Source organism: Pseudarthrobacter sp. 1G09, from assembly GCF_050038305.1.
Taxonomy (GTDB): Bacteria; Actinomycetota; Actinomycetes; order Actinomycetales; family Micrococcaceae; genus Arthrobacter; species Arthrobacter equi.
In genome coordinates this window covers 2744268-2769475 of sequence record NZ_CP188306.1, presented here as the reverse complement: position 1 = coordinate 2769475, position 25208 = coordinate 2744268, and the positions used below count along the sequence as shown (strand labels likewise).

Genomic DNA, 25208 nt, shown 5'->3' with positions numbered 1-25208 from the left:
GGCACCTCGCGGCGCCGCACCGTCCGGCAAGCCCGCCTCCGGCTCTTCCTCTTCCGGGCCCACCGGCAAGGAACTGGAGGCTGCCATCCTGAAGCTGCTGGCCGCCCGGGCAGCCACATCCACCATTTGCCCGTCCGATGCCGCCCGCGCCGTGGGCGGCGAGCACTGGCGGGGTTTGATGGAGCCGGTCCGCCAAGCCGCTCGCCGGCTGGTTGACGCCGGCGACGTCGAGGTCACCCAGGGTGGTTCCGTGGTGGATCCGGGCACCGCCAAGGGCCCCATCCGCATCCGCAAGGCCCGCTAGGCACCCGCCCGCGGACGCCGTCGTACGCCTTTGTCGCTACTCCTCCGGGAGGACCCCAGGGGCGGTACCTGCGGGCTAGTCTGGCTTCATGACTGCTCCGCAACCGCACCCGGCGCTTCCACCCACCCCCGCCGGCCCACCCCCTGGCGGGGCCGTTCCGGCCCTGTCCATCCGGGGGCTGGCCAAGCGTTTTGGCACCAAGATCGCCGTGGACGGAATCAGCCTCGATGTCCCGGCCGGCTCCTTCTACGGCATCGTGGGTCCCAACGGCGCCGGCAAGACCACCACCCTGTCGATGGCGACGGGGCTTCTCCGCCCGGATTTCGGCACGGCCCTGGTGCACGGCGTGGACGTCTGGGCGAATCCCCTTGAGGCCAAAAGGCTGATGGGCATCCTCCCGGATGGCGTCCGGCTCTTTGACCGCCTCACCGGAGAACAGCTCATCACCTATGCCGGGCTGCTGCGCGGTATGGACCGCGAGGTGGTGGTTTCCCGGGTGGGTGAGCTGCTCGCTGCCATGGACCTGGCCGCGGACGCCGGCACCCTGGTGGTGGACTACTCGGCCGGCATGACCAAGAAGATCGCCCTCGCCTCGGCACTGATCCACGCCCCGCGGCTCCTGGTCCTCGATGAGCCTTTTGAAGCCGTGGACCCTGTCTCTGCGTCGAATATCCGGTCAATCCTGGACAGCTACGTCGCCTCGGGCGGAACTGTCATTGTCTCCAGCCATGTAATGGACCTGGTGCAGCGCATGTGTGACCACGTGGCAGTGGTGGCAGGCGGCCGTGTGCTGGCTGCCGGAACCGTTGACGAGGTCCGCGCCGGAGCCTCACTGGAAGACCGGTTCGTCCAGCTGGTGGGCGGCCGGAGCCACACGGAAGGGCTGGAATGGTTGCGCACCTCCTAAGGCTCAAGCTGACACTGCTGCGCAACGGACTCAAGCGCAGCCCCTGGCAAATCGTGGGTATTGCCTTTGGCGCCCTCTATGCCGTGGGAATCGTGGGGGCGTTGGTGGTCGCGCTGATCATGGTGGGGCGCGAAGGCAACGAGATTGCACAGACTGCCGTGGTGCTGGGCGGATCCATCGCCATCCTTGGGTGGGGGCTCATCCCGGTGGCCGTGTCCTCTGCCGATATGACCCTGGACCCGCTGCGGTTCACCACCTTCGCCGTGCCCATGCGGCAGCTTCTGGCGGGGCTTGCACTGGGCGGCCTGATTGGCATCCCCGGGGTGGCCACCGCACTGGTGGGTCTTGCCACTGTAGCAACCTGGTCACGGGGCATCCTTTCGGCCGGCGCCGCACTGGTGGGGGCCGTGCTGGGCATCCTGACCTGCATCATCCTGTCCAAAGTGGTGACCACCGCCACGGCCAGCCTTGCCTCGTCCCGGCGCTTCAAGGACATCAGCGGCGTGGTCTTCATGATTCCGCTGATCCTGCTGGGGCCCATCGTGGCAGGCGTGGCACAAGGCATCGGCGCCTCGGCGGCGTTCCTGCCGGACTTCGCCCGTGCCCTGGCGTGGACACCGCTGGGTGCGGCCTGGGCCCTCGGCGGAGACATTGACGCCGGCCAACCCGGCGCCGCCGGCCTGAAACTGCTGATCGCCGCCGCGACGCTGGCGGCCCTTACCTGGTGCTGGAAAGTCCTCCTGGAACGCGCGCTGGTGAACCCGCCCTACGCAGGCGGTGGAAGCCGGAAGGGTGGAAAGCTGGGAATGTTCGCCCTGCTGCCGCCAACACCCACCGGAGCCGTAACGGCCCGTTCACTCACGTACTGGCTGCGCGACCCCCGCTACGGCGGATCGCTCATTGTCATTCCGCTGCTGGCCGTGGTGCTGTTCTTCCAAGCCAGCCAGGGGGACAGCCTGGGCACCCTTTCCGTGCTCGGACCGCTCACGGCTTTCCTCATGGCCTGGTCCATTTCTGCCGACATCTCCTACGACAACACCGCCTTCGCCCTCCACCTGGCCACCGGGGTCCGGGGAACCGCAGACCGCCTGGGCCGTGCACTGGCGTGCCTGATCCTCTCCGTCCCGGTGGTGCTGGCCTTCACTGTGGTGCCTTTTGCCTTCACCGGGTCCTGGGAGTGGTTGCCGGGCGTGCTGGGCCTGTCACTGGGCATGCTGCTCAGCGGGCTGGGACTGTCATCAGTGGTGTCCGCCCGGTACAACGTCGCCGTTCCGCTGCCGGGTGACAGCCCGTTTAAGAAGCCGCCGGGAAATGTTGGCCAGACCATGCTGGTGCAATTCGGCGGCATGGGAGTGCTTGCCCTCCTGGTCATTCCGGAGGCCGCGCTGCTCATCGTGCAGAGCGTCACGGGTAATCCGTTCTTCGGGTGGCTGAACCTTGGCGTAGGCCTGGCCCTGGGGCTGGTACTTTTTGTGGTGGGCGTCAGGGTTGGCGGCCGCTGGCTGGAAGCCCGCGGTCCGGAAATGCTGGCCCAACTCACTGTGAACCGTTGATCTACCACCCCCGAAGGACGGCCTGACGTGGAAGTTGTAATCCTGGGCGGCAGCCGTCCCATCGGGAAGCTGGCGGCTGACGCCATCGAAGGGCTGTTGCGGCGTAAACCGGACGCTGTGCTGGGGCTGGCCACCGGGTCCTCGCCCCTGCCCGTCTACGAGGAACTGGCCGCGCGCCACGCAACAGGGCTGGATTTCAGCCGGGCGTCAGGCTTCGCCCTCGACGAATATGTGGGGCTGCCCGAGGGGCACCCCGAGCAGTACCGGAACGTGATCCGCCGCGAATTCACCGACCGGATCAATATCGACCCCGCCAACGTCCATTCGCCGGACGGCTCCGCCGCGGACATCCCGGCAGCCTGCGATGCCTATGAAGCCGCCATCGCCGCTGCCGGGGGCGTGGACCTGCAGCTGCTGGGAGTTGGCACCGACGGCCACATCGGTTTCAATGAGCCCGGGTCCTCCTTCGCCTCGCGCACCCGGATCAAGAGCCTGATCGAACAGACCCGCAAGGACAACGCGCGGTTCTTCACCAGCCTGGCGGACGTTCCGCACCATGTGATCACGCAGGGCCTGGGCACCATCATGGACGCCCGGCACGTGATCCTGATCGCAACCGGCGCCCAGAAGGCACAGGCGGTCCGGAACTTCGTGGAGGGCCCTGTCGCTGCGATCTGCCCGGCGTCGGTCCTGCAGTTTCACCCGCACGCCACCGTCCTGGTGGACGAGGCCGCCGCTTCGGCCCTGAAACTCGCCGATTTTTACCGGCACACCTATGACAACAAACCCTCCTGGCAGGGTATTTAGGGTCGCCTCCCGCACGCGGGCGCGTCGCGGGAACGTACGACGCCGGGCTTCGCCGGGGTGCGTCTGGCCCGGGCGGACGTGCCCCCGGGCGCCGCGCCGCCGTCGGACGCTGCCCTGCCGGAAAGGCTAAGATGGTTGGCATGACTAGCATGACGGACCCTCTCCAAAACGACCCGATGCGCGAGCTTTCCGGGGCTGGTACGTCCACGGCCACCATTGAGCGCGAGGAACTGCGCCAGGAGGTCGAACCGGGGGACCGGGAGCGCTTTTCGCACTATGTCCGCAAGGAAAAGATCATGGAGTCGGCGCTGAGCGGTGAGCCCGTCATCGCGCTGTGCGGCAAGGTCTGGACGCCGGGCCGGGATCCGAAGAAGTTCCCGGTGTGCCCCACGTGCAAAGAGGTCTACGAGGGCCTTCGCCCGGGCAATGACGGCGGCAAGGGTCCCGGAGGGGACTCAGGCAGCAACAAGTAGTGACGGAGACGCTCTTTGGCGGCCCCACCCTGCCCCCGGCCTATCCGGAACGCGCAGCCTGGGGAACCGCCCCGAAACTCCGTGCCTGGCAGCAGGAGGCCCTTGACCTCTACCTGGCCAAAAGCCCCCGTGATTTCCTGGCGGTAGCAACGCCCGGCGCCGGTAAGACCACCTTCGCACTGCGCATCGCCTCAACGCTCATCGATTCCGGTGCGGTAAACCGCGTGACCATCGTGGCGCCCACCGATCACCTCAAGAGGCAGTGGGCTGACGCTGCAGCCAAGGTGGGCATCGCGATCGACCCCAACTTCAAGAACTCGGACGGCCAGCACGGCCGCGGATTCATCGGTGTTGCGGTCACGTACGCCCAGGTGGCCAGCAAACCGATGCTGCACCGTGCCAAGACCGAAGCCGCCCGCACGCTGGTGATCCTCGACGAGATCCACCACGGTGGCGAAGCCCTGTCGTGGGGCGACGGGCTGCGGGAAGCCTTCGACCCCGCGATCCGCCGGCTGTCCCTGACCGGAACGCCTTTCCGTTCGGACACCTCGCCCATTCCGTTCGTGGAGTACGCCGAGGACCGCGACGGCATCAGGCGCTCCAAAGCCGATTACACCTACGGCTACGGCAACGCCCTGCGCGACCACGTGGTCCGGCCCGTGATGTTCATGGCGTATTCGGGCCAGATGCGTTGGCGTACCAGTGCCGGCGAGGAGATGGCGGCGTCCCTGGGCGAGGCTGCCGTCACGAAGGACATCACCTCGCACGCCTGGCGGACAGCACTGAACCCGGCCGGCGAGTGGATCCCCGCCGTCCTGGCGGGCGCGGACAGGCGGCTCAGCGAGGTGCGCCGCACGGTTCCCGACGCCGGCGGCCTGGTGATTGCCACGGACCACGAGGACGCGCGGGCCTACGCCGGGCAGCTGAAGCGGATGACGGGGGAGTCGCCCACGGTGATCCTCTCCGATGACGCCAAGGCCTCGAGCAAGATCGAGGAGTTTACCGCCAGCGAAAAGCGGTGGATGGTGGCTGTCCGGATGGTGTCCGAAGGCGTTGACGTGCCCCGGCTGTCCGTCGGTGTATACGCAACGTCCACGTCCACGCCGCTGTTCTTTGCCCAGGCTGTGGGGCGTTTCGTACGTGCCCGCAAGCGCGGCGAAACCGCCTCTGTGTTCCTGCCGTCCGTCCCCACGCTGATGGCGCTGGCCAACTCCATGGAAATGGAGCGGGACCACGCCCTGGACCGGCCGGAGAAAGAAGACGGCGACGGCCTGTTCAACCCCGAGGACTCGCTGATGGCCGAGGCCAACCGGGAGGACAAAGCCTCGGACAGCCTCACCAAGGGCAAGTTCGAGGCACTGGACTCACAGGCGTCCTTCGACAGGGTCCTGTTCGACGGCGGTGAGTTCGGCACCGGGGGCGAGGTAGGGTCCGACGACGAGATGGACTTCCTGGGTATCCCCGGGCTCCTTGACGCCGAGCAGGTGGGCACGCTGCTGCGGCAGCGCCAGCATGAACAGCTGAACCGGAAGAACCGGAAGGGGCCGACGGCTGCGGAAACCGCTATTCCCGCCGTACCGGACCACAGGATGCTGATGGACCTGCGGAACGAGCTGGCGAAAAACGTGGCTGCATGGGCGGCCCGGACCGGCACTCCGCACGGCATGGTGCACACCAAGCTGCGCACCGTCTGCGGCGGTCCACCGGTGGCCCAGGCCAACGAGGAACAGCTGCAGGCGCGGCTGCGAAAGCTTCAGGACTGGTTCGTCGGCCGCAAGTAGCGGACAGGCAAACAGGAATGGCCGGGCCCGTGGGCCCGGCCATTCCTGTAGGTCCGGCTTTCAGGCGACGTCTACGCCGCCGAGTTCCATCTCTGCCACGGTCGCTTCCAGGTCTTCGGCAATGCCCGCCGTGAGGGACCGGACCACGGTGACCGAGTATCCTGCCTGGACGGCGTCGAGGGAGGTGGCCAGCACGCAGTAGTCGGTGGCGATGCCCACCACCACAACGTCTTCAACGTCATGGCTTTGCAGCCAGTCGTCGAGGCCAACGGCGTCCCCATCCGGCTCAAGGGCGTTCGCTGTTGAACCCGCCTGGCGCTCCCCGGTGGGGACGGCGTCCTCGGGTGCCAGGAGTCCCTCGAAGCCCGAGTACGCGGCAGCGTACTGGCCCTTCCGGAAATACGCCTCGATGTATTCGGTGTCCAGGTCCGGGTGGAGGTCCGCGCCGCGGGTGCCCGCCACGCAGTGCGCCGGCCAGCTGTCCTTGAAATCAGGGGTTTCCGAAAAGTGCCCGCCCGGATCTATGTGCCAGTCCTGGGTGGCCACAATGTGGTCGAACTCGTTGTGGTGGGCGTCGACGTATTCGCTGATGGCGCCGGCCACGGCAGCGCCGCCGTCAACGGCAAGCGAACCGCCCTCGCAGAAGTCGTTCTGGACGTCGACAATAATCAGTGCGCGTGACATCAGTCCTCCTCAGTTGTCTTCATAGATGGTGGGGATTGCTGCCTCGCCGCGCTGCAGCCGGTTGACCACCGGCGGCAGTTCGGCCATGGAATCGGCGTGCCGCCGGGCCGCCCGGACCACTCCTTCGTGCCCGGTCCAGCCGGGAAGGAGCTCGCCGTTCTTCATGAACTGCTGCAGCAGGGGGCGGTCGTTCCCGTCGTCTTCAGGGCGGTGGCCTACGCCCACCACCTCTGCCGTAGCCGTGCCGCGGCTGTCCAGCTTGCGCAGCGCATATTTGCGCCCGCCCACGCTGGCCTTGTTCTTGGCGGCCTTGGCGACGGAGACGTACGCGCCGTCGTCGTCCGTGCGGCTGACCAGCTTGTAGACCATGCTGGCGGTGGGGGCGCCGGAACCGGTGACCAGCGACGTGCCCACGCCGTAGGCGTCCACCGGAGCGGACTGCAGGGCGGCGATGGCGTACTCGTCGAGATCGGACGTGACCATGATCTTGGTGTTCTCGTTGCCGAGGTCGTCCAACAGCCGGCGGACCCACTGGGCCTGGGCCACCAGGTCCCCCGAGTCCAGCCGCACCGCACCCAGCCGGGGGCCCGCAATGTCCACTGCCGTGCGGACGGCCTGTTCGACGTCGTACGTGTCCACCAGGAGGGAGGTGCCCTCGCCGAGGGAAGCGATCTGCGCTTCGAAGGCTTCGCGCTCGGTGTCATGCAGCAGTGTGAAGGAGTGTGCGGCGGTGCCCACCGTCCTGATGCCGTACCGGATGCCGGCCTCGAGGTTGGAGGTGCTGCCAAAGCCGGCGATCACGGCGGCACGCGCGGCTGAAGCAGCCGCTTCCTCGTGGGTGCGCCGCGACCCCATCTCAATGCAGGGGCGGCCGCCGGCGGCGCTGACCATGCGCGACGCGGCGGAAGCGATGGCACTGTCGTGGTTGAGGACGGACAGGATGTACGTCTCCAGCATGCAGGCTTCGGCGAACGTGCCCTCGACGATCAGGATGGGGGAGTTGGGGAAGTAGGCCTCACCCTCCGCGTAGCCCCAGATGTCGCCCGAGAACCGGTAGGAGGACAGGTACTCCAGCGTGGTGTCATCCACCACGTTGGTGCGGGCCAGGAAATCCAGCTCTGCTTTGCCGAAGCGGAAGTTGGCGATGCCCTCCAGCAGCCGGCCGGTGCCTGCCACGATGCCGTACCTGCGGCCGTCCGGGAGCCTCCGGGCAAAGGCCTCGAACACCGATTTGCGGTGGGCCGCGCCGGAATGGAGCGAAGCCTGCAGCATGGTCAGCTCGTAGTGGTCTGTATAAAAGGACGTGCGGGGATGGTCCCAGCCGGCAGAGGTACTCACGAAAATCACTCTAGTAGCCAGCCCCATAGAATGGACAGATGAGCATTAGCGTTGCGCCCGGCCCTGATACGCAGGAGGGCACCCGGACCGGAACAGCGGAGTCCACAGCCACCCTGGCCGCCCCGGACATCCCCTGGAACCTGGTGATCTGGAACGATCCCGTCAATCTCATGAGCTACGTCAGCTACGTTTTCCAGAGCTATTTCGGGTATTCGGAGACCAAGGCGAACAAGCTCATGATGGAGGTCCACAAGAAGGGCCGGTCCATCGTGACGCACGGCAGCAAGGAACAGGTGGAGCGCCACGCGGTGGCCATGCACGGCTTCGGGCTGTGGGCCACCGTGGAAAAGGCAAGCGGCGCGTCCGGCAATCCGGGCCGGGGCAAGGGGAAACGTGGCTAAGGCATTCAAGTACGGACTCAAGGGCATCACCGGATTCCTGGAACCCACCGAGCGCGAACTCCTGCGGAGCCTGATTGCCGACGTCATCTCCATGTTGCAGCCGGAGGAACGCGAAGGCCAGGACCCGCTGGCGGCACTCATCGGACTGGACATGGACGTGGTTGAGCCCACGGACCGTGCGGTCAGGCGGTTGCTGCCGAACGTGGTCAAGGACGACGGCGCCGCCTCGCTGGAGTTCCGCCAGCTCACCGAGCGCTCGCTGCGGGAAACCAAGATCGGAGCCCTGCGGGCCGCGGCGCTTGACCTGGACAAGGACGAAATCGTGCTGACCACCGAAGGCGCGAAGCACTGGTCCACGGCGCTGAACGACGTCCGCCTGGTGCTGGCCGAACGGCTGGACATCCGCGACGAACAGGATGCCGAGCACGTCCACCTGATGCAGGACTGGTCCCAGGCCGAAGACGTGGAAAGCTACCTGGCGCTGGTCTACAACTTCACCACCTGGCTGCAGGAATCCCTGGTGCAGGCCATGCTGCAGTCCATGGAAAGCCGCCGTTGAGCGGCCGCCGCCGCGCCTGTAGCCGGGCCTGTGACACATTAGACACGAGTTCCAGGCCACAACATGATGGCTGAGGCTTCAGGGAAGACCTATCCTCGAATAATCATGACAACAGCCTCGAGCAAGGAGCCGTCAGCGGTCGCTGCACAGGCGTCCGCAGCCAGCGACCTTCCCGCAGCGGCGCTGGAGACCCGGCCCATCGGCGTTTTTGATTCCGGCGTAGGCGGCCTCACAGTGGCCCGCTCCATCATCGACCAGCTGCCCAACGAGTCCATCCTCTATGTGGGGGATACGGCACACGGGCCCTACGGGCCGCTGCCCATCGCCGAAGTCCGCGCCAATGCCCTGGGCGTCATGGACGAACTGGTGGACTCCGGCGTCAAGCTGCTCACCATAGCCTGCAACTCGGCGTCGGCCGCTGTGCTCCGGGACGCCCGTGAGCGGTACACGGCCAAATACGGCATCCCTGTCATTGAAGTCATCCAGCCGGCTGTCCGCCGCGCCGTGGCGGCGACCCGGTCCGGGCGCGTCGGAGTCATCGGAACCTCCGCCACCGTCGGCTCCCGGGCCTACGAGGACACCTTCGCCGCAGCCCCGGACCTGCACATCACCTCCGTGGCCTGCCCTGATTTCGTCAGCTACGTCGAGGCCGGCATCACCACCGGGCCGGAGCTGCTGGCCGTTGCCGAGGAGTACCTCGCACCCCTGAAGGCCTCGGGCGTCGACACCGTGGTGCTGGGCTGCACCCACTACCCGCTGCTGACCGGCGTCATCTCCTATGTCATGGGGGCGGATGTCACCCTCGTCTCCAGCGCCGAGGAAACCGCCAAGGACGTCTACAGGGCCCTGGCAACCAACAACCTGCAGCGCACGGCGGCCACCCCGCCGGAGCACCATTTCGTGGCCACCGGCGACGCCGTGCAGTTCGAAGTCCTGGCCCGGCGGTTCCTCGGCCCCGAGGTGCTGTCCGTCCGCCACGTGGACCACGTAGCTGCGCAGTACCCCACGGGAAGCCTTGCCCGCATCACGCCGGAGATGATCGCCGCGGCCCAGGGCGCGCGGACCCGGCCGCGGATTTCCAATTTCGTGGACCGCGCCCTTGCGGATACCGGCCCCGCCGGAAGCAGCGGGGGGACCGGCCTGTGAAGCTCACCATCGTCGGCTGCACCGGCTCGTTCCCCGGCCCCGGATCCCCGGCATCCTGCTACCTCCTGACGGCCACCGACGGGGAGCGGACCTGGAAAGTGGTCATGGACCTCGGCAGCGGTGCCCTCGGCGCAATCCAGCGCTACACGGACCTTGAGGACATCGACGCGATCTTCCTCACCCACCTGCACCCGGACCACTGCATGGACCTGTGCGGACTGCACGTCGCCGTCCGCTGGAAGCCCGGTGGCTGGGACCGAGGCCGCATTCCCGTGTGGGGACCCGCCGCCACCGCTGACCGGATGGCCACCGCCTACGGGCTGGACCTGGACCCCGGGATGCACGAGGAATTCGATTTCACAAACTGGAGCGAACGCCAGCCCGTCACGGTGGGCCCCTTCACGGTGACGCCCTACGCCGTGAACCATCCCGTGGAGGAGGCGTATGCACTCCGCGTGGAGGTGGTGGAACCGGACAAGGACGGCAATCCGGTGGCCCGGACGCTCACCTACTCCGGGGACACGGACTCCTGCGCCGGCCTGGAAGAGGCAGCGAAGAACGCCGACCTGTTCCTGTGCGAGGCGGCCTTTGAGGAAGGCCGCGACGACGGGATCAAGGACGTCCACCTCACCGGCAAGCGCGCCGGCGAAGCAGCAGCGGCTGCGAACGCCCGCAGGCTCCTGCTGACCCACATCCCCGTCTGGACCTCGCAGACCACCGTCATGGCTGAAGCGCGCCCGGTTTTCCCGGGCGATGTGGCCGTGGCCGTGGCCGGAGTGCACTACACCATCTAGCGGCCCGTCGAGCATGCCCGGCTGCCGGGGCGGACCCTGCCCGTGGCACTCGATAAGCTAAAGGCATGACTTCTGAAGCAACTGCAGTGCCCATTGTGCGCGCCGACGGCCGCGCCCCCGACCAGCTCCGGCCCATCAGCATCACCCGCGGATGGTCCAACCAGGCTGAAGGTTCGGCGCTGATCGAATTCGGCAACACCAGGGTCCTGTGTACGGCTTCCCTGACCGCCGGGGTCCCGCGCTGGCTTAAGGGGGAGGGCAGGGGCTGGGTCACCGCCGAATACGCCATGCTCCCCCGTGCCACCAACACCCGCTCCGACCGGGAATCCGTCAAGGGCAAGATCGGCGGCCGCACCCATGAGATTTCCCGGCTCATCGGCCGGTCCCTGCGCTCGATCATCGACACCAAGGCCCTGGGCGAGAACACCATTGTGCTGGACTGCGACGTCCTGCAGGCCGACGGCGGCACCCGGACCGCGGCGATTACCGGCGCCTACGTTGCCCTCGCCGATGCCATCCGCTTCGCCCGCGACAACAAGCTGATTGCCCGGAACGCCCAGCCGCTGACCGACACCATCGCCGCCGTGTCCGTGGGCATCATCGACGGCGTTCCCATGCTGGACCTGCCCTACGTCGAGGACGTCCGGGCCGAGACGGACATGAACGTGGTGGTCACGGGTTCCGGCAAATTCGTGGAGGTCCAGGGCACCGCCGAGGGCGCGCCCTTCGACCGTGATGAGCTGAACCAGCTCCTGGACCTGGCGCTGCTGGGCACCACCCAGCTGGCGGCCATCCAGCGCGAGACGCTGGCGGACACCCTGTGAGTGCCGGGGCCACGCCGCGGCTGGTCCTCGCCACGCACAACAAGGGCAAGCTGCGGGAGCTGCGCGAGCTCCTGCGCGGCCAGGTACCGGGGCTCGACGTCGATACCCAGGTGGTCGATGCGGCTGCGGCAGGTGCGCCGGACGTCGTCGAAACGGGCGTCACCTTCGCCGAGAACTCGCTGCTGAAAGCCCGCGCCGTGGCCGCCGCCACCGGCCTGGTGGCCATCGCCGATGACTCGGGGCTCGCCGTCGACGTCATGGGCGGCGCGCCCGGCATCTTCTCCGCGCGGTGGTCCGGCAGGCATGGCGACGACGAAGCCAACCTCAATCTCCTCCTGGGCCAGCTCTCCGACGTGCCGGACCAGCACCGCGGTGCTGCGTTTGTCTGTGCGGCGGCCCTGGCTGTCCCGGCAGCCGAGGGGGAGGACACTTGCGAGGTGGTGGAGTACGGGCAGCTCGAGGGCGTCCTGCTGCGCGAGCCGCGCGGGGCCGGCGGCTTCGGTTACGACCCCATCCTGCAGCCGGCAGGCCACGACCGCAGCTGCGCCGAACTGTCGGCCGCGGAGAAGAACGCCATCAGCCACCGCGGCAAGGCCTTCCGTGCCCTGCTGCCGTCCATCGTGACGGCCCTGGAAACGCAGCCAGCCTGACGCAGGTGTGGCCGGGAACCTCCCGGAAACATGCACGAAAAAGGCGCGGTCCCCATGGTGGGGACCGCGCGTTTCGCCACCCGGCTACTTAGGGTGGCGGGGGGTCTTGTGTTCGTCTTCAGGCGTGTGTTCCTCGATGAACTCGTCAACGGCGTCGGTACCGTAGGCCCGGGCCTGCCGCTTGGCGGACATGCCGCGCAGGACCTCGATGCCAATGGGCAGTACCGATACCAGCACGATGGCGATGAAGATGATGTCCAGGTTGTCGCGGACCCACGGGACCTTGTCGCCGAGCAGGTAGCCGAGCAGCGTCACGCCGCCGCCCCACAGCAGCGCACCGATGACGTTGTAGAGGAAGAACTTCTTCTTATCCATCTGCGCCACGCCCACGATGACCGGCACGAAAGTCCGGATGATGGGGACGAAACGGGCCAGGATCAGCGCCTTGCCGCCGTGCTTTTCGAAGAACGCGTGGGCGTTCTCTACGTTTTCCCGCTTGAACAGCCGCGAATTCGGCTTGTTGAAGATGGCGGGGCCGGCCTTGGACCCGATGAAGTAGCCGGCCTGGTTGCCAATGATGGCCGAAATCACAATCAGCAGGGCCAGCAGCCACACGTTGAACTTGATGGTGTCCGTGGCAACCAGCAGGCCAGCCGTGAACAGCATGGAATCGCCGGGCAGGAAGAAGCCCACCAGCAGGCCGGTCTCCGCGAAGACGATGCCGCACACCAGCAGGACCACCCATGGCGCCAGGGCAGGATCGGCCAGGAAGATCTGGGGGTTCAGCCAGTCGGGGAGGAAGGAAGCCAGCTGCGGCTGGACCGGTCCTGCACCGCCCAGCATGGACACAGCAAGGTGGTTCATCAGGGGAAAGTTCACCCCTCAAGGGTACTTGACGGGCCTGCGCCGGGCGGTCCGGACGGGCCGGCAGCCTGTCGGGTCCGGGCGCCTTCCGGCGGTAAGGTTGCTGGCGTGGGTTTGGACTTTACGGCGATTGACTTTGAAACGGCGAACGGCTTCAGGGGCTCTCCCTGCGCAGTGGGCCTGACGAAAGTCCGCGGCGGCAAGGTGGTGGAAGAAGCGGCGTGGCTGATGCGGCCACCGGCTGACCATGACCATTTCGAGTACCACAACGTGCGGATCCACGGCATCACCGCCGCGGACGTTGCGGGCCGGCCCCGCTTCGGGGATCTGTTTCCTGAAATCGGGGCCTTCATCGGCGATGACGTGCTGGCCGCCCACAACGCCGCCTTCGACCTGGGCGTGATCCGCTCGGCCCTGGAGGTCTCCGGACTTCCCGGCCCCGCGTACGACTACGTCTGCACCGTGATGCTGTCCCGGCGATGCTACTCCCTGGTGTCCAACTCCCTGCCGTTCGCTGCGGAGGAGGCCGGCGTCCCGCTGCTCCGGCACCACGACGCCGCAGAGGACGCCCGGGCCTGCGCCGGAATCCTGATCGATATCGCCCGGCGCAACGGTGCGAACAGCCTGGCTGAGCTCTATCTTTCGCTGGGGCTCGTGATGCCCCGGCAGCACGCATTCGATCCGGCGGTGGACCAGTTGTCCAAGCAGAGCCTGACCGCCCTTGCCGGCGGGTCGGGCAACGGGGCTGCGCTGGTCCGGCCCTTCCAGTCGGGCTGGCCGGACGAAGGCCCCAACCCGGAGCCCAACCCGGATGCGGAGCCCGGCCATCCCCTCTACGGGCAGACTGTCGTCTTCACCGGTCAGTTGTCCATCGGGCGGCCTGAGGCGAAGGTCCGCTCCGCCGAAGCAGGTGCCCGGACGGAAAGCCGGGTGACCGGCAGGACCACAGTCCTGGTGGTGGGTGACGGATTCGTTGCCGCGGACCTTCGTTCCGGGCGGCTGACGGGCAAGGCCCGCAGGGTGCTGGAGCTCCACGACCGCGGCCAGGCCATTGAGGTGCTGTCCGAGGGGGAGTTCCTGCAGATGGTGGGGAGCATGGCGGGCGCAGCAACCGCGTAGCCTCCCTGTATGCCGGGCGGCCGCCCCGGCAGGCGAGCGGCCCTGCCCCGCCTCCGGAGTTCACGGGAAGCAACAATCTTTCCTGCAGGTAGCGGCCCGATCCTAGCCTTGCTCCATGAGCCTTTTTGCCTTCCCCAACCCCGTCAACGAGTATGCGGCCCGCGTCACTGCCGGGCTGGTGGTTCTCGCGGCGGTTGGCACAGCGCTGAGTGGTTCCGTGTGGGGTTTGGCGGCCATCGCCGCGGGATTCTGGCTGAGGCTGCTGTTCGGCCCGCGGATCTCGCCGCTGGCGTTGCTGTCCGTCAAGGTCATTACGCCCCTGCTGGGCAAGGTCAAGCCCGTGGCAGGACCGCCCAAGCGTTTCGCCCAGGGGATGGGCGCGGTGGTGTCCACCGCGGCGCTTGTCCTGTTCCTCTCCGGTGCCGTGCCGGCGTCGTGGGCTGTCTTGGGCGTCCTGATCGTGGCGGCTTCGCTGGAGGCGTTCCTGGCGTACTGCCTGGGGTGCGTGATCTTCGGCTGGCTTCAGCGCCGCGGGCTGATTCCGGAGGATGTCTGCGAAGCGTGCAACAACATCAGCCTTCGCCGGTTGTGACTCTCACCAGGAGGTCCGCCATGCCCCGGATCACTTCCGGGGCCTCGAGCACGCCAAGCCACTCTTCCGGCAGGCACGCCTCGCCGTAGTAGGCGCCCAGGATGTTGCCGGCCACGGATCCAGTGGAGTCGCTGTCGCCGCTGTGGTTCACGGCCAATGCCACCGCTTCCCGGAAGTGCCGCACGGGAGCGTCCGCGGCTGCGTCATCGGCGGGTCGGGTGGCGAGGACGGCGTAAAGGCCGACGGCGAGCGCCTCCTCCGCAACCCAGCCCTCGCCGAGTTCGGCGACGAGTTCCTCGGGCGGGACCACGCCCTTGGCTGCCAGCCGCAGCGCCACTTCAAGCCGCTGCGGCAGTTCCGGTGCCACGCCGGTGATGCCGGCGGCGTGGGCAGCTACCGCAGCGGCCGCATCGTGCAGGGCCTCGCCGGAGATGAGGCGGTGGATCAGGAGGCTGAACACCCCGGCGCTCTGACGCGCAGAAGGGTGCCCGTGGGTCAGGGAGGCGGCGTCGGCACTCAACTTGTAGACGGCGTCGGCCGTCACGTGCGGCACCAGGCCGAAGGGTGCCGAACGCATGACGGTGCCGCAGCCCTTGGAGTCCGGATTCACCGGCCGGGCGGATGTTCCCATTTCTCCGGTGGCCAATCCGGAAATGCAGGCCCGGCCGGGGTGGCGGCGCTGGTGGAGTACTGCATGCCCGTCGATCCATCGGGGCTGCGGGGCCGGCGCGGCGGGCCCGGCGTCCTCACCCTGGGTGGCAAGCCACCGCAGGTAGGCCAGCCACAGGCAGGCGTTAACGTCGGCGCCGACTCCCGAATTGGCCCACTCCAGCGCTTCAACCAGGCCGTCCACGGTGTACAGGGTCATCTGCGTATCGTCGGAGATGTGGATGCCGCCGGAAATGGCAGCGAAGTCCCTTAGCCCGTCCGGGCCGAAGCGGCGCCGGATGTCGGCAATGGGATCGAATTCAACTTCGTAGCCGAGGGAGTCGCCGAGTGCGCCGCCGAGCAGGCATCCGTGGATGCGGGACTTCAGTGCGGGCACAGCAGTGTCAAAGCTCATGCTGCAAATCTACCGTGGGCGTGCAGTGGGCCGGAAAGCATCGGTGCGGGACAGCACCACGCCGGCCCGCGGGCGGTGCCGCGTCCGGCCGGTGTCCAGCCAACGCCCAGCCGGGGCTGGAACAATACTGGGGTTGCCCGGCGGCAGCACCCCTGGCCCCTACCCAAAGGTCCCATCATGAGCACTACCGTTCCTGACCGACACGATGCCCTTCCCGGTACCTCCGACGCCGTCCGTCCGGGCCTGCTGCCCAGGCTTGGCGCCGAGGCGTTCGGCAGCCTCTTCATCGCCGTCGCCGGCCTTGGGGTACCGCTGTTCAGCATCCCGCAGTCCAGCCCCCTTCCCGCAGCCCTGGCGGCCGGCCTTGCCGTGACTGCGGCGATGCTCGCGGTGGGGCACGTGTCCGGCGGGCACTTCAACCCGGCGATAACCCTGGGCCACCTGCTCGCCGGGCGCATGCGGGCCGGCGCGGCAGCCGCCTACGCCGTTGCACAGCTGGCCGGCGCCGTGGTGGGGGCCCTGGTGCTGTTCGCGGTCCTGCGCACCCTGCCGGGCATCGCGGACAGCCGCACCGCCTTCGATACCGTCACGGCCGGCTTCGGTGAGCACTCGATTATCCAGGCGCCCGTGGCTGCCGTGCTCCTCCTCGAAGTACTGGGCGCAGCCATCGTCGTGGCTGTCTTCCTCGGTGCCGCCGCCCGTGAAAGGGCCGGCGCCGTCGTCGCGCCCTTTGCCGTGGGCCTGACCTTCGCCGCCCTCCTGCAGTTGGGACAGGCCGTGGGAAACCTGCCCTACAACCCCGCCCGCGCGCTGGCGTCCGCCGTCTTCAGCTCAGGCTGGGCCGTTGAACAGCTTTGGGTATTCCTGCTGGCGCCCCTCGCGGGTGCGGCCATCGCGGGGCTGCTGTTCCGCATCTTCCGCGCCTCACCGGCGCCCGCGCCCGTCGCCCGGGACACGTCCGACGACGATGCCTCCCTCGACGGGCACCCTGCGGTTGCTGCGGGGGCCGGCACGGACCCCACAGCCCGCTCCGCCGGGAAAGCACGCAGCGCGGCGCAGCCGGAACCTGCGGCCGGGTCCACCGGCGGCGCCCCCAGCGAGGCCCAGGAGTTCTTCGACGGCAAGCGGGGCTGAGGGCCCTTTTACTGTGGGATGCCACTGACGGGTTGCGGCGCTGGCGCAAACTGTCAGTGGCAGCCGATAGCTTAGAAAGATGCGGTTACTTCATACATCGGACTGGCACCTCGGCCGGTCTTTCCACGGCGTGGGCATGCTTGATGCCCAGCGTGCTTTCGTCAGCCAGCTCGTGGCGGCGGTATCGGATCACGGGGTTGACGTTGTCCTGATTGCGGGGGACGTCTACGACCGCGCCTTGCCGGGCGTCGACGTCGTGCGCCTGCTGGATGAGGCCCTCGTGGGGATCACGGGCGCCGGGGCAAAGGTGGTCCTCACCAGCGGCAACCACGACTCCGCCATCCGCCTGGGTTTCGCGGCCCGGCTGCTCGAACGCGGGGGAGTGCACCTGCGGACACGCGTGGAAGACCTGGACAAGCCGCTGCTCCTGCCGCTGGGTCCGGATGCGGCCGGCGGGGACGCCGTCGCCGCCATCTACGGCATCCCCTGGCTGGAACCGCGTCTCGTTGCCGGGCAGCTGGGTGTGGAGGCGGCCAGCCACTTCGATGTCACCCGCGCCGCCACCGACCTGATCCGGGAGGACATCGCGCGGCGCGCCGGCTCCGCTGCCGTCCATTCAGTGGTCCTGGCCCACACCTTCGCCAGCGGCGGCATCAGCTCGGACAGCGAACGTGAACTCAGCATCGGCGGCGTGGGAGCAGTCCCGCTGGACCTGTTCGACGGCTTCAGCTATGTGGCGCTGGGCCACCTGCACGGACGCCAGTCCCTTTCCCCGCAGGTCCGGTACTCAGGCTCACCCCTGGCCTATTCCTTTTCCGAGGCCAACCACAGCAAGGGCGCCTGGCTGGTGGACCTCGGGCCGGACGGCGTCAGGTCTGTGGAGGAAGTGCTGTGGGACGCCCCGCGCCACCTTGCGGTCCTGCGGGGTCCCTTGGCGGAACTCCTGGGGTCACCGGAGCACGCATGGGCCGAAACTGCCTACTGCCAGGTCACGCTGACGGATGACCAGCGGCCGGCGCGCGCCATGGAGCGGCTCCGCGAAAGGTTCCCGGACACCCTGGTGCTGGGCTTCGACCCCCAGGGCGGCACACCGGCGCTGTCCACCAGCTACAGCAGCAGGCTCGCCGAAGCCCCGGACGACCTCGCAGTGTGCTGCGGGTTCCTCGAACACGTCCGCGGCCGAACACCGGACGACGCCGAGAAGGCAGCGCTCGCGGCCGCGCTGGAGAACGTCCGGCTCCAGGAGGCGGCACTGTGAGGATCCACCACCTCCGCATCTCTGGTTTCGGCCCCTTCGCGGGGACCGAGGACGTTGATTTTGACCGGCTCAGCGGGCACGGCCTGTTCCTCCTGAACGGGCCAACGGGTGCAGGAAAAACCAGCGTCCTGGACGCCATCTGCTTCGCCCTGTACGGCTCTGTGCCGGGTGCGCGGCAGGACGGGAAACGCCTCCGGAGCGACCACGCAGAACCGTCCAAGGAACCTGCCGTGACCCTGGAATTTTCGGCGCAGGGCAGGCACTTCGAAGTCACCCGCTCGCCAGCCTGGGACAAGCCGAGTGCGCGCGGCAGGAACGGCTTTACCACCCAACAGGCAAAGACGCTCCTGCGGGAGCGAGTTGACGGCGCCTGGGTGGAAAAGTCCGCCCGCAATGACGAGGCCGGTGCAGAGATCACCGCGCTGCTGGGGATGGACCGCGATCAGTTCACCCGAGTGGTGATGCTCCCGCAGGGGGACTTTGCCGCCTTCCTCAGGTCGAAGGCTGCTGATCGGCTCGAGCTGCTCCAGAAGCTTTTCGGTACCCAGCGATTCGAAGCCCTGGAACAGGAGCTCTCCCGGGAGGCGCTCGCGGCCCGGGAAAGCGTCGCTGCACTTTCGGGACAACTGGAACTGCTCACTGCGCGTGCCGAATCCGAGGCCGCCTCCCTGGACCTGGCGGAGGACGGCGCACCTTCGGCGGACAACGCGGCCGAACGGCTCGAGTGGCTGCAAGGAGCCGTCGGGCAACGCCTGGAGGTACTTCGCGGGTCCGCGGCGGAGGCCGAAACGGCGGCCGCAGTGCGGACACTGGCTGTCGATGAGGAAACCGGACGCCGCGAACGGCGGCGCAGGCTTGAAGCGGCCGAAGCCCGGCGGAATGCTGTTGCGGATGCGGCTCCCCGACTCGAAGAACTTGCGGCCCGCCTGGCACGGCACCGCAAGGCCGAAGTCCTCGAAGGCCAGCTGAAAAACGTTGACGCTGCTGCGGCCAGGGTCGCCAGTGCGTCCCGGGCCGCGGAGTCGGCACTGACCTTTCTTCGCGTTGCCGCTGACGACGACCCCGAACTGGCGCCGTTGGAACTCACTGACGGCGCTGCGGCGGGGAGCAGTGCAGCTTCCCTGCCGGCATCCGTCACGGCGTCTGCCGCGGATGAACTGGGCCGGCTCCGTTCCCTGTTGGCCGTCGTGGAGGCGCGCCTTCCGGACGAAGACAGGCTGCAGGCCCTGCGGAAGCGTCACGCCGACCTTGGCAGGAAACAGGCAGAGCTGGAGGCGGCGGGAGCCAAGCTCGGGATCCGCTCTGCGGCCCTCCTGGACGAACGGGCAGGTCTCGAAGCCGGGCTGGGGCCCTTGGAGCTGCTGGCCGGAACCGCTGCGCTGCGGAGCAAGGAAGCAGCGTCAGCAGCAGAGCTTCTGGATGTGGTCCGCCGCCACGCCTCAGCTGTGGCGGCGCGCAATGCCGTGAAGCTGCGCTGCGAGGCGGCCAGGGAACGCCAACTGGAGGCCAAGCAGCAATGGCTGGACCTGAGGGAGGAACGGCTCACCCATGCCGCTGCAGAACTTGCCGCCCAGCTGCAGGCCGGTGACCCGTGCCCGGTGTGCGGCAGCGCCGAGCATCCTGCGCCTGCCGCCGGCGGCAGCCAGGGCCCGGGGCTGGCACAGGCAGAGGACGCAGCACACGCTGCCTACGAGGCTGCAGATGACGCCCTTACCCGGGTTGGCGCCGAACTGGGCAGCGCTGAGCAGTCGGTGGCGGTTCTTGCCGGGCAGGGAGGCGACACCCCCGAGGACGAAGCACTCGCCGCCGCCGAAGAGGCGCGTACTGCAGCTGCAGAGGCGGAGCGTGCGGCAGCGGACCTTTCAGGGGTCCGCGGAAAACTTGAGGCGCTGGACGCAGGAATTGCCGAGGCCGCAGCCGCCAAGGCCGGAATTGATGCGGGGCGGGCGCAGGCGGAGTCATCGCTGGCAGAAGTGTCCGATCAGGCCGCTGCGCTGGACGAGGCCCTGTCCGGTCTGCGGGCCGGCCGTCCCAGCCTGGCCCGGCGGCTGCGCTCGCTGGAGGGCGCGGTGGCCGTGCTTGACAAGGCCGTGGCAGCGCAGGCCGCGCTGACAGTGGCGCAGTCACAGGCGGATGACGCCCGTCAACAGCTCGAGCTGGCGTTGCCGTCGGCCGGCTTCGCGACGGCCGAGGAAGCACGCGGCCAACTCCTCGACAGCGCGGAGGCGGACGGACTCCAGGCCGAAGTCCGTGCCGGCCAGGATGAGGCAGCCAGGGTGCGGGAGCTGTTCGCTGCCGAAGACCTGGTTCGCGCCGCGGACGAGAAATCCGCAGGGTTTGACCCCAGCGGGGAACGGCTCGCCGGGCTGGAAAGTGAAGCTGCCGAGTCACGCGAATTGGCGCGCCAGGCGGACCTCGCCGCCGGGATGGCCGCACGGTGCCTGGCATCGCTGGCCGTCATCAGCCAGGACTACGCCGCGTTGTCAGGTGCTGCCAGGGAACCGGCGGAGCGGGCCCGGATGCTGGCGGGACTGGCGGACGCAGCCGCTGGCAGGGGCGAGAACACATACCGGATGAGCCTGAACAGCTACGTCCTCGCAGCCCGCCTGGAACAGGTTGCCATTGCGGCGTCCGAGCGGCTGGTGGCGATGAGTGACGGCAGGTACCTGCTGCAGCACACCGACGCCAAAGCGGCCCGCGGTGCCAAATCCGGGCTGGGCCTGGAAGTGGTGGACCAATGGACGGGCCACCGCCGTGACACATCCACCCTGTCCGGCGGTGAGTCCTTCATGGCTTCACTGTCCCTGGCGCTGGGCCTCGCTGACGTCGTGCAGCAGGAATCCGGGGGAGTGGAAATCGAAACCCTGTTCGTGGACGAGGGCTTCGGCAGCCTCGACGAGCAATCACTGGAGCAGGTCATGGACGCCCTCGAGGGACTGCGTGATGGCGGCCGCGTCGTGGGGCTCGTCAGTCACGTCGGCGAGATGAAGCAGCGGATCGGGACCCAACTGCAGGTGCTCAAGGGCCGGACCGGATCCACGCTGAGGATCTCGGAGGCACTCGACGCCGGTTGACCCGCAGTGGCCGGGCCGCGGTTCGGATGCAGGCGTAGAATGGTGTAGTTACCGGGTTGCGCGCATCGGGAGGAGGGACGATGCGCATGATTTGAACGAGCCCGGAATTGACCTCACACAGCCCTTCTCCGACGTCGCCGCCCACCGCGCCGCCGTCCCCGGTATCAACTGAACCCGGATCCCCATCGCAACCAGCAGCGGCCAGGGGCGTTCCCCAGCCGGCCAGGACCGGCCGGTTTGCCCGGCTTCCCCTGCTGGCCGGCCGCAGCTTCATTCCCCTTGGCCTTTTTGCCCGGCTTCCGCTCGCCATGCTGACGGTGGGAACCCTCACCATGGTCACATCTGTCAGCGGGTCCTACGCCGCGGGCGGCACGGCTGCCGGGGCTGTAGGCATCGGCTCGGCCCTTGGCGCCCCCGTGCTCGGTGCGCTCGCCGACAGGCGGGGACAGCGGCCCGTCCTGCTGACCGCGGCGATCATCAACACGGTGGCGGTCCTGGCACTCATTCTGGCGGCCACCGCGACTGTAACTTCCGGCGGACTGTTCGGAGCCGTTATTGCGGCGGCGCTTGTTTCCGGTGCGAGTTCCCCGCAGGTGGGCCCCCTGGCCCGGGTGCGCTGGATGGCGCTGGCGTCGCATGGCCCGGCGTCACAGCAGGCCGCCGATCTGGACACGGCCCTGTCCTACGAGAGCACCGCCGACGAAGTCACGTTCGTCCTGGGCCCGGCGCTGGTGGGAATCCTGGCCAGCCTCCTGGCTCCGTGGTTGCCCCTCGCCCTGGCCGCCGCGATGACTGCCACGCTGGTCCCCGCGTTCGCGGCCCACCCCACCCACCGGGCAGTGCGGCCAGCGGCGCGGAAGGCAGCAACCGGGCAGCCGGCCTCCCGGGCCGGACGGCTGCCGGCCGGCGTCGCCCTCCCCGTCGCAGCCATGGTCTGCATGGGAACGTTCTTCGGCTCGACGCAAGCGGCCCTCAGCTCGTTCTCTGCTCCCTTCGCGGGCCCGGAAATCGCCGGACTGCTGTACGCGGCGGTGGGCTTGAGCTCCGCCGCCGCGGCACTCTCGGTGGCCTACTGGCCACGCAGCTTCACACTGCCCCGGCGATGGATCGTGTCGGCAGGACTGATGGCCCTCCTGTCCCTGCTCCTGCTGCTGCCGGATTCCCTGGCCGCCATGGTGGCCGTGCTGCTGGTCCTGGGCATCCCGGTGGGCCCGGTCATGGTGACGGTCTTTACGGCAGGCGGCATGCTGGCGCCCGCCGGCCGGCTGGGAACGGTCATGACAGCCTTGGCCAGCGGTATTGTGGCCGGCACGGCGCTGGGCTCAGCCATCGGTGGCTACCTGGCAGAGGCCGGCGGCCACCACCTTGCGTTCCTGGTGCCCATTGCAGCCTCCATGCTGTTGGCGCTGCTGGGCGCCGCTGCCGCCGTCGTCCTTGGAAAGCGCGGAACCGGCAGCCGCGGCTGATGCCACCACGCCTTCGGTGTCGGCCTGGCCGGACAGGTCAGGCCAACTGCTCCTGGATCCTCGCCGCGCTCCCCGCCAGCGCGGCACCCACGGCAGCGGGATCGTGGGCGGAACGGATGTAGACGACGGCCAGGGCGGCGGGCCGGCCGCCCGGCACCCTGATGGGGGCAGCCAGGGAGGAAACCCCTGCTATGACCTCGTCGTGGCTTGCCGAGAACCCCAGCCGGCGGGCCTCGCCGGCCTCCTGCCGGTAGGCCACGCCGGTGTCCAGCCGGTCCCATTCGGCCCCGGTGAACGCTGACTGGATGGCGATGCCCGGTGCCCCGGCGTTAATGGGATGCCTCGTGCCGGGGTGCTGGGCCACTGTGGCCCCCGAATGCCGCGGCTCGACGGTGACCAGCGTGATGCAGTCATGATGGTCCCAGACCGCGATGAACGCCGTCATGTCCAGGGTGTTTGCGAGGTGGGTGAGCTCGGGGAGGGCGGCAGACTGGAGGTTTCGCGAGACTCCCCGTGCCAGGACCGCAAGGCCGGGGCCGGGCTGCACCTTTCCGGCGTCGTCGCGTACCAGCAGTGAATGGTCCTCAAGCGTGCGCAGGATCCGGTAGGCCACCGACCGGTGGACGCCCATGGCATCGGCCAGTTCGGCGATGGTCAGCGGGCCCGGTGAGGCAGCGAGGATCTCCAGGGCGCGGATACCCCGCGACAGCGTCTGGGACGCTGAGGCCTGCGCCGGCGCTGCTTCGGTCCGGGCTGCCGCGGTGGGATTCATGGCTTCCATCCTAGAGTGCCTTCCATCCTGTTCGGCGTTGACTGCAGCCGGACCTTTTGCGCGCCCTTGTCCACCTCGCAGGAGCAGGATATTTTCTATTTAGGAACACACAGTTCAAATATAGAATTCGATGCCGAAGGCGTCCACGATGACAAAAAGCCCGAACCCGTGTTGCGTCTCACATTTTCGTAGTACTCTACTAACCAACTGACCGTTCTGTCGGTAATCCTGAAGGCGTCCGGCGGTGCATGCCGCCAATAAACAATGGAGTTTCGATGACCACACCTTCCCAGGTGGATACACTCTCCGGTCCCAGCACACGGAGGGAAGAGCGCAAGGTCCTTGCGGGCACGCTCGTCGGCACCACTATCGAGTGGTACGACTTCTTCATCTTTGCCCAGCTGACGGCAACGCTGCTGTCCCCGCTGTTCCTGGCGCCGCTGAACGAGTCAAATCCCGGACTGGCGCAGATCCTGTCCTTCGCACTGATCGGCATCAGCTTCCTGTTCCGGCCGCTCGGCGCAGTGGTTGCGGGGCACCTGGGTGACCGGCTGGGCCGCAAGGCCATGCTGGTGTTCACGCTGGTCATGATGGGTGCTGCAACGGCCCTTATCGGCATGCTTCCCACCTACGCCCAGATCGGCGCTTGGGCCCCGATCCTGCTGATCCTCCTGCGCGTCATCCAGGGCTTCTCCGCAGGCGGCGAATGGGGCGGCGCCGCCCTGATGGCCGTTGAACATGCACCCCTGAACAAGCGTGGCCTCTTCGGCGCCTACCCGCAGATCGGCGTTCCCGTCGGCATGATCCTGGCCACCGGCCTGCTCTTCTTCCTCAACAGCGGCATGTCCAAGGAAGACTTCGCTGCCTGGGGCTGGCGCGTTCCGTTCCTGCTGTCCATCGTCCTGATCGTGGTGGGTTACCTGATCCGCCGCGCCGTGGCCGAGAGCCCTGTCTTCCAGGAGATGGCATTGCGGAAAAAGGAAAGCAAAGCGCCGCTGGGCGAGCTCATCCGCAACCACAAACTCCCGGTCCTGTACTCCACCCTGATCTTCATCGGCAACAATGCCGCCGGCTACCTGCTGATTGCGTTCTTCATTTCCTACGCCACCAGGACCCTCAAGATGCCCACACCGCAGATCCTGCTGGCCACCACCCTGGCGTCATTCGGCTGGCTGATCTTCACCCTGGTGGGCGGCTGGCTCTCCGACAAGATCGGTCGGGTCAAGACGTTCCTGGCCGGCTACGCCATCGTATTCGCCTGGATGCTTCCCATGTTCGCCCTGATCGACACGAAGAACATCTGGCTCTACGGTGTGGCGCTGTTCGTCCTCACCATCGGACTGGGACTGTCCTACGGGCCCATGTCGGCCATGTACGCCGAAATGTTCCCGGCGAACGTCCGGTACTCCGGCATCTCGATCGGCTACGCGTTCGGCGCCATCCTGGGCGGCGCGTTTGCGGCCACCATCGCTGAAACACTGCTGCAGAGCACCAAGTGGGCCGGGTCCATCGGCATCTACATCATGGTGTTGTGCGTCATCTCCGCCATCGGGGTAGTGCTGGCCAAGGAAACCAAGGGCCGCCCGCTGGGCGTCAGCGCCCACCACTGAGCACCAGTCCCGCGCCCCGCTCCGCTTCGGCTAAG

General features: G+C 67.9%; 24 protein-coding genes. 19 read left to right on the top strand and 5 right to left on the bottom strand.

Translation table 11 applies throughout. The annotated features are described in order from the left end of the window. Positions 1 to 73 precede the first annotated feature (73 nt). From ACP3TD_RS12725 to ACP3TD_RS12700, 6 genes are all read left to right on the top strand, one after another. On the top strand, positions 74 to 304 hold the full coding sequence (locus ACP3TD_RS12725; RefSeq protein ID WP_426767228.1) for a DUF3253 domain-containing protein: 231 nt from the start codon (positions 74 to 76) through the stop codon (positions 302 to 304). Between the two features lie 88 nt (positions 305 to 392). After that, positions 393 to 1211 (top strand): ABC transporter ATP-binding protein, encoded by an 819-nt coding sequence (locus ACP3TD_RS12720; protein ID WP_426763336.1) that lies wholly within the window; start codon positions 393 to 395, stop codon positions 1209 to 1211. Then, a complete protein-coding gene (locus ACP3TD_RS12715; RefSeq protein WP_426763334.1) occupies positions 1193 to 2764 on the top strand; it encodes a transporter in 1572 nt (523 codons plus the stop codon). Before ACP3TD_RS12720 ends, ACP3TD_RS12715 begins: the two co-directional genes overlap by 19 nt. Before the next feature lie 27 nt (positions 2765 to 2791). Beyond that, a complete protein-coding gene (gene nagB / locus ACP3TD_RS12710) occupies positions 2792 to 3571 on the top strand; it encodes a glucosamine-6-phosphate deaminase (RefSeq protein WP_426763332.1) in 780 nt (259 codons plus the stop codon). Between the two features lie 131 nt (positions 3572 to 3702). Continuing rightward, the gene (locus ACP3TD_RS12705; protein WP_426763330.1) at positions 3703 to 4044 is read left to right on the top strand and encodes a DUF3039 domain-containing protein; all 342 of its coding nucleotides are present in this window, start codon (positions 3703 to 3705) and stop codon (positions 4042 to 4044) included. After that, on the top strand, positions 4044 to 5825 hold the full coding sequence (locus tag ACP3TD_RS12700; RefSeq protein ID WP_426763329.1) for a DEAD/DEAH box helicase: 1782 nt from the start codon (positions 4044 to 4046) through the stop codon (positions 5823 to 5825). Before ACP3TD_RS12705 ends, ACP3TD_RS12700 begins: the two co-directional genes overlap by 1 nt. A gap of 60 nt (positions 5826 to 5885) precedes the next feature. Here ACP3TD_RS12700 and ACP3TD_RS12695 read toward each other — a convergent pair whose 3' ends face one another. Next, positions 5886 to 6509 (bottom strand): isochorismatase family protein, encoded by a 624-nt coding sequence (locus tag ACP3TD_RS12695; protein ID WP_426763328.1) that lies wholly within the window; start codon positions 6507 to 6509, stop codon positions 5886 to 5888. A 9-nt stretch (positions 6510 to 6518) separates the two neighbouring features. Next, the gene (locus tag ACP3TD_RS12690) at positions 6519 to 7847 is read right to left on the bottom strand and encodes a nicotinate phosphoribosyltransferase (protein WP_426763327.1); all 1329 of its coding nucleotides are present in this window, start codon (positions 7845 to 7847) and stop codon (positions 6519 to 6521) included. Between the two features lie 38 nt (positions 7848 to 7885). Here ACP3TD_RS12690 and clpS point away from each other — a divergent pair, with 38 nt between their 5' ends. From clpS to rdgB, 6 genes are all read left to right on the top strand, one after another. Then, positions 7886 to 8248 carry an ATP-dependent Clp protease adapter ClpS gene (clpS, locus tag ACP3TD_RS12685; protein WP_426763326.1) on the top strand — a complete coding sequence of 121 codons (363 nt, stop codon included), beginning with the start codon at positions 7886 to 7888 and terminating at the stop codon, positions 8246 to 8248. Next, complete coding sequence (locus ACP3TD_RS12680) at positions 8241 to 8807, top strand: DUF2017 domain-containing protein (RefSeq protein WP_377202251.1); 567 nt, start codon at positions 8241 to 8243, stop codon at positions 8805 to 8807. Before clpS ends, ACP3TD_RS12680 begins: the two co-directional genes overlap by 8 nt. A 105-nt stretch (positions 8808 to 8912) precedes the next feature. After that, complete coding sequence (murI, locus tag ACP3TD_RS12675) at positions 8913 to 9953, top strand: glutamate racemase (RefSeq protein WP_426763325.1); 1041 nt, start codon at positions 8913 to 8915, stop codon at positions 9951 to 9953. Then, entirely contained in the window at positions 9950 to 10747 is a 798-nt protein-coding gene (locus ACP3TD_RS12670) for an MBL fold metallo-hydrolase (RefSeq protein WP_426763323.1), read from the top strand. The genes murI and ACP3TD_RS12670 overlap by 4 nt, the downstream gene beginning before the upstream one ends. Positions 10748 to 10812: 65 nt before the next feature. Then, a complete protein-coding gene (rph, locus tag ACP3TD_RS12665) occupies positions 10813 to 11571 on the top strand; it encodes a ribonuclease PH (protein WP_015937492.1) in 759 nt (252 codons plus the stop codon). Continuing rightward, the gene (gene rdgB, locus ACP3TD_RS12660) at positions 11568 to 12221 is read left to right on the top strand and encodes an RdgB/HAM1 family non-canonical purine NTP pyrophosphatase (protein WP_426763321.1); all 654 of its coding nucleotides are present in this window, start codon (positions 11568 to 11570) and stop codon (positions 12219 to 12221) included. The genes rph and rdgB overlap by 4 nt, the downstream gene beginning before the upstream one ends. 84 nt (positions 12222 to 12305) lie before the next feature. Here rdgB and ACP3TD_RS12655 read toward each other — a convergent pair whose 3' ends face one another. Next, entirely contained in the window at positions 12306 to 13085 is a 780-nt protein-coding gene (locus tag ACP3TD_RS12655) for a VTT domain-containing protein (RefSeq protein WP_426763320.1), read from the bottom strand. Between the two features lie 108 nt (positions 13086 to 13193). Between ACP3TD_RS12655 and ACP3TD_RS12650 the strand changes: the two genes are divergently transcribed. Next, a complete protein-coding gene (locus tag ACP3TD_RS12650) occupies positions 13194 to 14204 on the top strand; it encodes an exonuclease domain-containing protein (RefSeq protein WP_377202247.1) in 1011 nt (336 codons plus the stop codon). 115 nt (positions 14205 to 14319) lie between these two features. Beyond that, a complete protein-coding gene (locus tag ACP3TD_RS12645; RefSeq protein WP_426763319.1) occupies positions 14320 to 14796 on the top strand; it encodes a DUF4395 domain-containing protein in 477 nt (158 codons plus the stop codon). On the opposite strand, the gene ACP3TD_RS12640 is transcribed toward ACP3TD_RS12645, so the two are convergent. Next, positions 14777 to 15859, bottom strand: coding sequence for an ADP-ribosylglycohydrolase family protein (locus tag ACP3TD_RS12640; protein WP_426763318.1), 1083 nt, complete (start codon positions 15857 to 15859; stop codon positions 14777 to 14779). The genes ACP3TD_RS12645 and ACP3TD_RS12640 overlap by 20 nt on opposite strands. Positions 15860 to 16036: 177 nt before the next feature. On the opposite strand from ACP3TD_RS12640, the gene ACP3TD_RS12635 reads away from it, so the two are divergent. From ACP3TD_RS12635 to ACP3TD_RS12620, 4 genes are all read left to right on the top strand, one after another. Beyond that, a complete protein-coding gene (locus ACP3TD_RS12635; RefSeq protein WP_426763317.1) occupies positions 16037 to 16993 on the top strand; it encodes an aquaporin in 957 nt (318 codons plus the stop codon). Positions 16994 to 17072: 79 nt separating this feature from the next. Then, positions 17073 to 18251: an exonuclease SbcCD subunit D gene (locus tag ACP3TD_RS12630; RefSeq protein ID WP_426763316.1), complete on the top strand. Its 1179-nt coding sequence runs from the start codon at positions 17073 to 17075 to the stop codon at positions 18249 to 18251. After that, positions 18248 to 21325 carry an AAA family ATPase gene (locus ACP3TD_RS12625; protein ID WP_426763315.1) on the top strand — a complete coding sequence of 1026 codons (3078 nt, stop codon included), beginning with the start codon at positions 18248 to 18250 and terminating at the stop codon, positions 21323 to 21325. Before ACP3TD_RS12630 ends, ACP3TD_RS12625 begins: the two co-directional genes overlap by 4 nt. A gap of 107 nt (positions 21326 to 21432) precedes the next feature. Continuing rightward, positions 21433 to 22791 carry an MFS transporter gene (locus tag ACP3TD_RS12620; RefSeq protein ID WP_426763314.1) on the top strand — a complete coding sequence of 453 codons (1359 nt, stop codon included), beginning with the start codon at positions 21433 to 21435 and terminating at the stop codon, positions 22789 to 22791. Positions 22792 to 22828: 37 nt separating this feature from the next. Here the strand turns inward: ACP3TD_RS12620 and ACP3TD_RS12615 are convergent, their stop codons facing one another. Beyond that, positions 22829 to 23563, bottom strand: coding sequence for an IclR family transcriptional regulator (locus tag ACP3TD_RS12615; protein ID WP_426763313.1), 735 nt, complete (start codon positions 23561 to 23563; stop codon positions 22829 to 22831). Positions 23564 to 23838: 275 nt separating this feature from the next. Between ACP3TD_RS12615 and ACP3TD_RS12610 the strand changes: the two genes are divergently transcribed. Beyond that, the gene (locus ACP3TD_RS12610; protein WP_426763312.1) at positions 23839 to 25173 is read left to right on the top strand and encodes an MFS transporter; all 1335 of its coding nucleotides are present in this window, start codon (positions 23839 to 23841) and stop codon (positions 25171 to 25173) included. The last annotated feature ends 35 nt before the right edge of the window (positions 25174 to 25208 follow it).